This window comes from Gemmobacter megaterium (assembly GCF_900156815.1).
Classification (GTDB): Bacteria; Pseudomonadota; Alphaproteobacteria; order Rhodobacterales; family Rhodobacteraceae; genus Wagnerdoeblera; species Wagnerdoeblera megaterium.
Map to the genome: position 1 here is coordinate 22,000 of NZ_FTOT01000017.1, position 6,000 is coordinate 27,999.

The following is a 6,000-nucleotide window of genomic DNA, read 5'->3' on the forward strand; positions in this document are numbered from 1 at the left end:
CGGAGGAATGCGTATATAGCCACATGGCCCCAGACAGGGCAGGCAAAGAACAGGGGCGGCAGGCCCCGCCCAGCCGCACGGGAACCTTAGCGAGGACGGCATGACCAAACACAACCACGAAGCCGACGTGGCCTTCATTCAGGCCCTTGCGGAACTGCTGAACGCGAATGAACTGACCGAACTGGCCGTCAAGCGCGAATATGGCGAAGATGACAGTCTGGAAGTTCGCGTTGTCAAACAGGCAACCATCGTGCAGGCAGCGCCGGTAACGGTGGCGGCCCCCACCCCTGCTGCCACTGCGGCGGCGACGGCACCCGCCGCTGCCCCGGCCGCGCCGGAAGATCCGGCCCAACATCCCGGCGCAGTGACCTCGCCCATGGTCGGCACCGTCTATCTCGCCGCGGAACCCGGTGCGACGCCCTTTGTTGCCGTAGGGGCCACCGTGACCGAGGGACAGACGCTGCTGATCATCGAGGCGATGAAGACCATGAACCACATCCCGGCCACCCGCTCTGGCACGGTGAAACGGATTCTGGTCGCCGATGGCTCCCCGGTGGAATACGGCGCCCCCCTGATGATCATCGAGTGAGGCGCGCATGTTCGACAAGATCCTGATCGCCAACCGCGGAGAGATCGCGCTGCGCGTGATCCGGGCCTGCCAGGAAATGGGGATCAAATCGGTCGCCGTGCATTCAACAGCGGATTCCGACGCCATGCATGTGCGCATGGCCGACGAAAGCGTCTGTATCGGCCCGGCGCCGTCCTCGGAAAGCTACCTCAACAAGGCGGCAATCATTTCCGCCTGCGAGATCACCGGCGCCCAGGCCGTGCATCCCGGCTATGGCTTCCTGTCGGAAAACGCCGCCTTTGCGCAGGCGCTGGAAGACCACGACCTGACCTTCATCGGCCCTTCGGCGGAACATATCCGCATCATGGGCGACAAGATCACCGCCAAGGAAACGGCCAAGACGCTGGGGATTCCGGTCGTTCCCGGTTCTGACGGCGGCGTGCCCGACGTCGACAGCGCCAAGCGCGTAGCCGCAGAGATCGGCTATCCGGTGATCATCAAGGCGACGGCCGGCGGTGGCGGTCGCGGCATGAAGGTGGCAAACGACGAGGCCGCCCTGGAAGTGGCCTTCCGTACCGCCCGCGCCGAGTCGAAGGCCGCGTTCGGCAATGACGAAGTCTATATCGAGAAATATCTGCAACGCCCCCGCCATATCGAAATCCAGGTCTTTGGGGATGGCAAGGGCAATGCGGTGCATCTGGGCGAGCGGGACTGTTCGCTTCAGCGCCGCCACCAGAAGGTATTCGAGGAAGCGCCAGGGCCCAGCATCACCCCGAAGATGCGGTCCGAAATCGGCGAGGTCTGCGCCGCAGCCATGCGCAAGCTGAACTACATCGGCGCGGGCACCATCGAATTCCTGTACGAAGACGGAAACTTCTACTTCATCGAGATGAACACCCGGTTGCAGGTGGAACATCCCGTCACCGAAGCAATCTTTGGCGTCGATCTGGTGCGTGAACAGATCCGGGTGGCCAGCGGCATGGGCATGTCGTTCACCCAGGACGAGCTGGAACTGCATGGCCATGCCATCGAGGTGCGGATCAATGCGGAAAAGCTGCCGTCCTTTGCCCCCTGCCCCGGCAAGGTCACGGCCTATCATGCGCCTGGCGGTCTGGGCGTGCGGATGGATTCCGCGCTGTATGACGGCTACCGGATCCCCCCCTATTACGACAGCCTGATCGGCAAGCTGATCGTACATGGCCGCGACCGGCCCGAGGCGCTGTCGCGCCTGCACCGCGCCTTGGGCGAATTGATCGTCGATGGTGTCGATACCACCGTGCCGCTGTTCCGGGCCCTGCTGGCAGAGCCCGACATCCAGAATGGCGACTATTCCATTCACTGGCTGGAAAAGTGGCTGGCGCGCCAGTTCGGCTGACAGCGCAGCTTTTGCTGCGGGCCTATGCCATGGGGATCTTCCCCATGGCAGAAAGCCGTGACGACCCGGAAATCCATTGGGTCGATCCCAGACAGCGCGGTATCATTCCGCTGGATGGTTTTCATATCTCGCGCAGTCTGGCCCGCCGCATCCGGCGTGGCGGATATCAGGCTGCCTTCGATACCGACTTTGCCGGGGTTGTCGCGGCCTGTGCGGCCCGCGAGGAAACCTGGATCAACGCCGAAATCCATCGCCTGTATCTGGACCTGCATGATATGGGCCATGCCCACAGCCAGGAAATCTGGCAGAACGGCAGGTTGATCGGCGGGGTCTATGGCGTTGCGATCGGGCGCGCCTTCTTTGGTGAAAGCATGTTCTCGGCTGCTGTCGATGGATCAAAGCTGGCGCTGGCACATCTGGTTGCGAGGTTGCGGGCCGGGGGCTTTGTGCTGTTCGATACGCAGTTCCTGACCCCGCATCTGGCCAGCCTTGGCGCCATTGAAATCCCGCGGGGTGCGTATCAGCAGCGCCTGGCGCAGGCTTTGCAAGGACAGGGGCGGATCGACATTGATGCCGATCCGCTTGCCGCCACGCGCTGTACAACAGAGGCGCCCTGAGAGCGCCCGCCGTTCTCAGACCATCTTTCTAAGATAGGTCCAGGTCGGCACGCGGGCATTGCGCGACACACAGAAGGTTTCGGCATCGCCCAGATATTCGAAACCGGCATTGGTCAGGACACGGGCCGATCCGGGGTTGTCCTGAAACACCGCCGCAAAGATCGTCCGGTCGCCATGCGGGTTCGCGTCCAGCACGGCGCGCACCGCCTCGGAGGCTATGCCGGTGTTCCAGAACGCCGGCGCGACCCAATAGCCGATCTCCGACTGGGCGCGATCCATCCGCTTGAGGCTGATGACCCCCAGCAGTTCAGCCAGCCCATGACCGGAGCCATCCATGGCCCAGACATCTTCCGTCCGCTCCGGCGCAGTGACACGGGAGATATACGCCTCGATCGCTCCGGGCGGCAGCGGATGGGGGATCGACGAGGTCATGCTGGCGACACGTTTGTCACCCGCATGAAGCGCCAGAAGCCCGGCATCCGAACCACGCAATCCACGCAGCACGAAACGCCCGGCGACAATCTGGGGCACAGTGTCGATCACATTGTCCATCTTCATCGCTTCCTCCTCCGAAGCGAAAGGGCCTCGCCCTTTCAGGATGGGGTCCGCCCGGCCACAGGACAAGCCCCCCATAGCCCGACAAATTGTGGCATGTCCGGGAACGATCCCGAAAACGAAACAGGGGACCGGCTGGTGCGCCGATCCCCCGTTTACATTCCGAATGTAAAGGTTCGGCTTACTCCGCAGCCTCCGCAACCGGGAGGACCGAAATGAAGGTGCGGCCCTTGAGGCCCTTGCGGAAGGTCACGCGCCCTTCGGTCACGGCAAAGATCGTATGGTCCTTGCCCATGCCGACGCCTTCACCGGGGAACCAGGTGGTGCCGCGTTGACGCACGATGATGTTGCCCGGAATGGCCGCCTGGCCGCCGAACAGCTTTACGCCAAGGCGACGCCCGGCAGAGTCGCGACCGTTGCGGGACGAACCGCCAGCTTTCTTGTGTGCCATGGGTCAGACTCCCTTACTTCGTTTCGTGGGCGGCGCGACGCGCATCGGCGGTGCCGACGGCAGCGGTAACGCCCGAGGTTTCGGCGCCCGAGGCGAGAATGTCGGTCACACGCACCAGCGTCAGCTTCTGACGGTGGCCACGGGTGCGCTGCGACGAATGCTTGCGGCGGCGCTTGTGGTAGCTGATGACCTTGTCGGCCTTGATGTTATCGATCACCTCGGCCTGAACAGCCGCGCCGGCGACCAGCGGTGCGCCGATGGTCAGGCTTTCACCGCCAACCATGAGGATCTCGTTGAACTGGATCTTGTCGCCAGCGGCAGCGGCGATCAGTTCCACGCGCAGCACATCGCCAGCCTGGACCTTGTACTGCTTTCCGCCCGTCTTGAGGACCGCGAAAGTGGTCATCTGTGTTCTTCCTTTTCTTCCGCGCCCTATGGCCCCGGACATGATCCGGCGTTGGATGCCTTCGGACAGCGCGCCCCGCCAGGAGCGTTACAAAATTGCCCTGCCCGAGTCACCTCTGGCCTGGATAGGCGCTTTTCAACGGAATCTCCCGCAAAGTCAAGGCAGGTTCAGATATCCTGCCCTTGCAGCATCTTTGCGGCCGCGACCCCGAGGTCACGCGACACCGCATTGAACATGCGATTGAACGCCGCGAACAGCGCCCGGTTCAGCAACTGTCCGTCGGCGGTCTCGGAAAAGGCGATGTAGGCGTCCAGATCCGCGTCGCTCAGCGGGCGGTAGGCCAGGGCCATATAGGGCATCAGCCAGTCCGTGGTGTCCTTGCGGATCTGCGCCTCTTGCGACCACAGATCGGCCATCATCTCTGCATCGGGCAAGGTCTGCTGAACGGCGCCGCCAGCGACCATGCTCCGATAGAACGCCAGATTCGCATTCAGTGCCCCGGCAACATTCTGCTCGATCAGGTCGTTGACCTCGGCCAATCGGCGGATCGTCTCCAGTCGCGGGTCTGACGCGGCCTGCATGTCCATGAAGGCGGCTTCGGCCGCTTCCTTCGTCGCCTCGTCCAGATACGCCTCACGCGCCGCGATCTCCAGTTTTGCGATACGGGCGCCTGGGGTGGTGGTGAAAAAGGTTGTCATGCGCGCCACCGCATCCGGGTCGCGCGCCAGTTCGGTTTCAAGCTGCGCCATGACCAAAGCCTCGATCCGTTCCGGGGCATGGATGGCGGCGACCGTCTCTGCCCATCGGGGGCCACCGGCCTGCGGAAACAGCTCTGCCTCCAGATCCGCGCCATAATCGCGTCCCTCGTCGGCCATGACGCGGAACAGGTCAGACAGATGCAGCGCCTCGGCGAGCAGATCAACGGGCGCGGCGGCGGCACGCACCGGGGACAGCAGACAGGCGCAAGCCATCAGGGACATCAATACACGGCGCAGCATGGCAGGGTTCCTTTTCCGGCACGATCAAGTTCTACCCACACCCAATGGCCCCTGCCAATGCCACACGACGCGAAAGTGAACTGCGCCGGATTTGCCGAAGGACCGCCATCACCTGCCGGGGCCGTCAGTTGCGCCTCCGGCCCGCGCCATGGTCGGGCTTCCAGCGGGCCAAACCCCGGAGGAGAGGATATGGCCGAAACCTGCAATGCATCGCCCCTGCGCATCTGCCCCCCTGCGGACAGTAGGCCATGCCGAACGCCAGTCAGGCCAACGCCGGGGGCCAGGGCTCTCCGGCACCTTCGCCTTGGCTCCGCAATTGGGCGACCCGATCGCCACGGATGCGCCGGCGCCCCGGAAGCGCCAGACAGCCCTTGAGCGTGGACACCAGGATGTATCTGACGACCGCGCGGAACCGGCCCACGACCGCAGACCATCCTCCGCCCGACACGGCCACGGCAAGCGAGCCAACTGCAATCCTGCGACATCTGACCATACGATGGGGTGCGGGCATATCAGACCAGAAATGGCCGATGCGCAGGGCAGTATTCTTGTTGAAGCCCAGAAAATCCCACTTGCACCCTCCCGCACGCTGCACTAGGAAACCGCTCACGACCCCAGACACGGAGAGGTGGCGGAGTGGTCGATCGCGCCGGTCTCGAAAACCGGAGTGCCTGCAAGGGTACCGTGGGTTCGAATCCCACCCTCTCCGCCACATTCATTTCACCTAACATCTTGTTTTCCTTCGATAATTTCGGGGCTTTCGCCTTGTTGCTTGGGCGCTTCCGCCCGATTTGATACACATATTGGCGCACATTTTGCGGCATAATGCGCTTGCGGAACGGTATGAAGATCGTCACAAAGGTGCCATGAGCATCCTCAGACGCAACCAGACATTCCACCTGCGCCGCCGCGTTCCGCGTCGTTATCGTGACGTCGAGCAGCGCGAGATGATCCTGATCAGCCTGCACACCGATTCCGAGAGTGTGGCGAAGACCAAGGCCGATCAGGTCTGGCAGGAACTGATCGAGGC

8 protein-coding genes and 1 tRNA gene are annotated in these 6,000 nt (G+C 63.1%); 5 read left to right on the plus strand and 4 right to left on the minus strand.

The genetic code is table 11. From position 1 onward, the window contains the following. Nucleotides 1-100 precede the first annotated feature (100 nt). Genes accB through aat form a run of 3 tightly spaced genes read left to right on the plus strand, consistent with a single transcriptional unit; the run spans nucleotide 101 to nucleotide 2,560 of the window. Nucleotides 101-589: an acetyl-CoA carboxylase biotin carboxyl carrier protein gene (gene accB, locus BW970_RS19185; protein ID WP_076534406.1), complete on the plus strand. Its 489-nt coding sequence runs from the start codon at nucleotides 101-103 to the stop codon at nucleotides 587-589. Nucleotides 590-596: 7 nt separating this feature from the next. Continuing rightward, the gene (gene accC, locus BW970_RS19190; protein WP_076534408.1) at nucleotides 597-1,943 is read left to right on the plus strand and encodes an acetyl-CoA carboxylase biotin carboxylase subunit; all 1,347 of its coding nucleotides are present in this window, start codon (nucleotides 597-599) and stop codon (nucleotides 1,941-1,943) included. Nucleotides 1,944-1,987: 44 nt separating this feature from the next. After that, nucleotides 1,988-2,560 carry a leucyl/phenylalanyl-tRNA--protein transferase gene (aat, locus tag BW970_RS19195; RefSeq protein ID WP_229740559.1) on the plus strand — a complete coding sequence of 191 codons (573 nt, stop codon included), beginning with the start codon at nucleotides 1,988-1,990 and terminating at the stop codon, nucleotides 2,558-2,560. Between the two features lie 15 nt (nucleotides 2,561-2,575). On the opposite strand, the gene BW970_RS19200 is transcribed toward aat, so the two are convergent. From BW970_RS19200 to BW970_RS19215, 4 genes are all read right to left on the minus strand, one after another. After that, nucleotides 2,576-3,118 (minus strand): GNAT family N-acetyltransferase, encoded by a 543-nt coding sequence (locus BW970_RS19200; RefSeq protein WP_076534410.1) that lies wholly within the window; start codon nucleotides 3,116-3,118, stop codon nucleotides 2,576-2,578. Nucleotides 3,119-3,296: 178 nt separating this feature from the next. After that, the gene (gene rpmA / locus BW970_RS19205; protein WP_028030154.1) at nucleotides 3,297-3,566 is read right to left on the minus strand and encodes a 50S ribosomal protein L27; all 270 of its coding nucleotides are present in this window, start codon (nucleotides 3,564-3,566) and stop codon (nucleotides 3,297-3,299) included. A gap of 13 nt (nucleotides 3,567-3,579) precedes the next feature. Beyond that, nucleotides 3,580-3,972: a 50S ribosomal protein L21 gene (gene rplU / locus BW970_RS19210; protein ID WP_076534412.1), complete on the minus strand. Its 393-nt coding sequence runs from the start codon at nucleotides 3,970-3,972 to the stop codon at nucleotides 3,580-3,582. A 167-nt stretch (nucleotides 3,973-4,139) separates the two neighbouring features. Next, nucleotides 4,140-4,970: a hypothetical protein gene (locus BW970_RS19215; protein ID WP_076534414.1), complete on the minus strand. Its 831-nt coding sequence runs from the start codon at nucleotides 4,968-4,970 to the stop codon at nucleotides 4,140-4,142. 622 nt (nucleotides 4,971-5,592) lie between these two features. Here BW970_RS19215 and BW970_RS19225 point away from each other — a divergent pair. Both BW970_RS19225 and BW970_RS21315 read left to right on the plus strand, forming a co-directional pair. Beyond that, nucleotides 5,593-5,682: transfer RNA gene (locus BW970_RS19225), tRNA-Ser, on the plus strand. 154 nt (nucleotides 5,683-5,836) lie between these two features. Further along, the coding region (locus BW970_RS21315; RefSeq protein ID WP_327078236.1) for a DUF6538 domain-containing protein at nucleotides 5,837-6,000 on the plus strand (164 nt) is incomplete at its 3' end.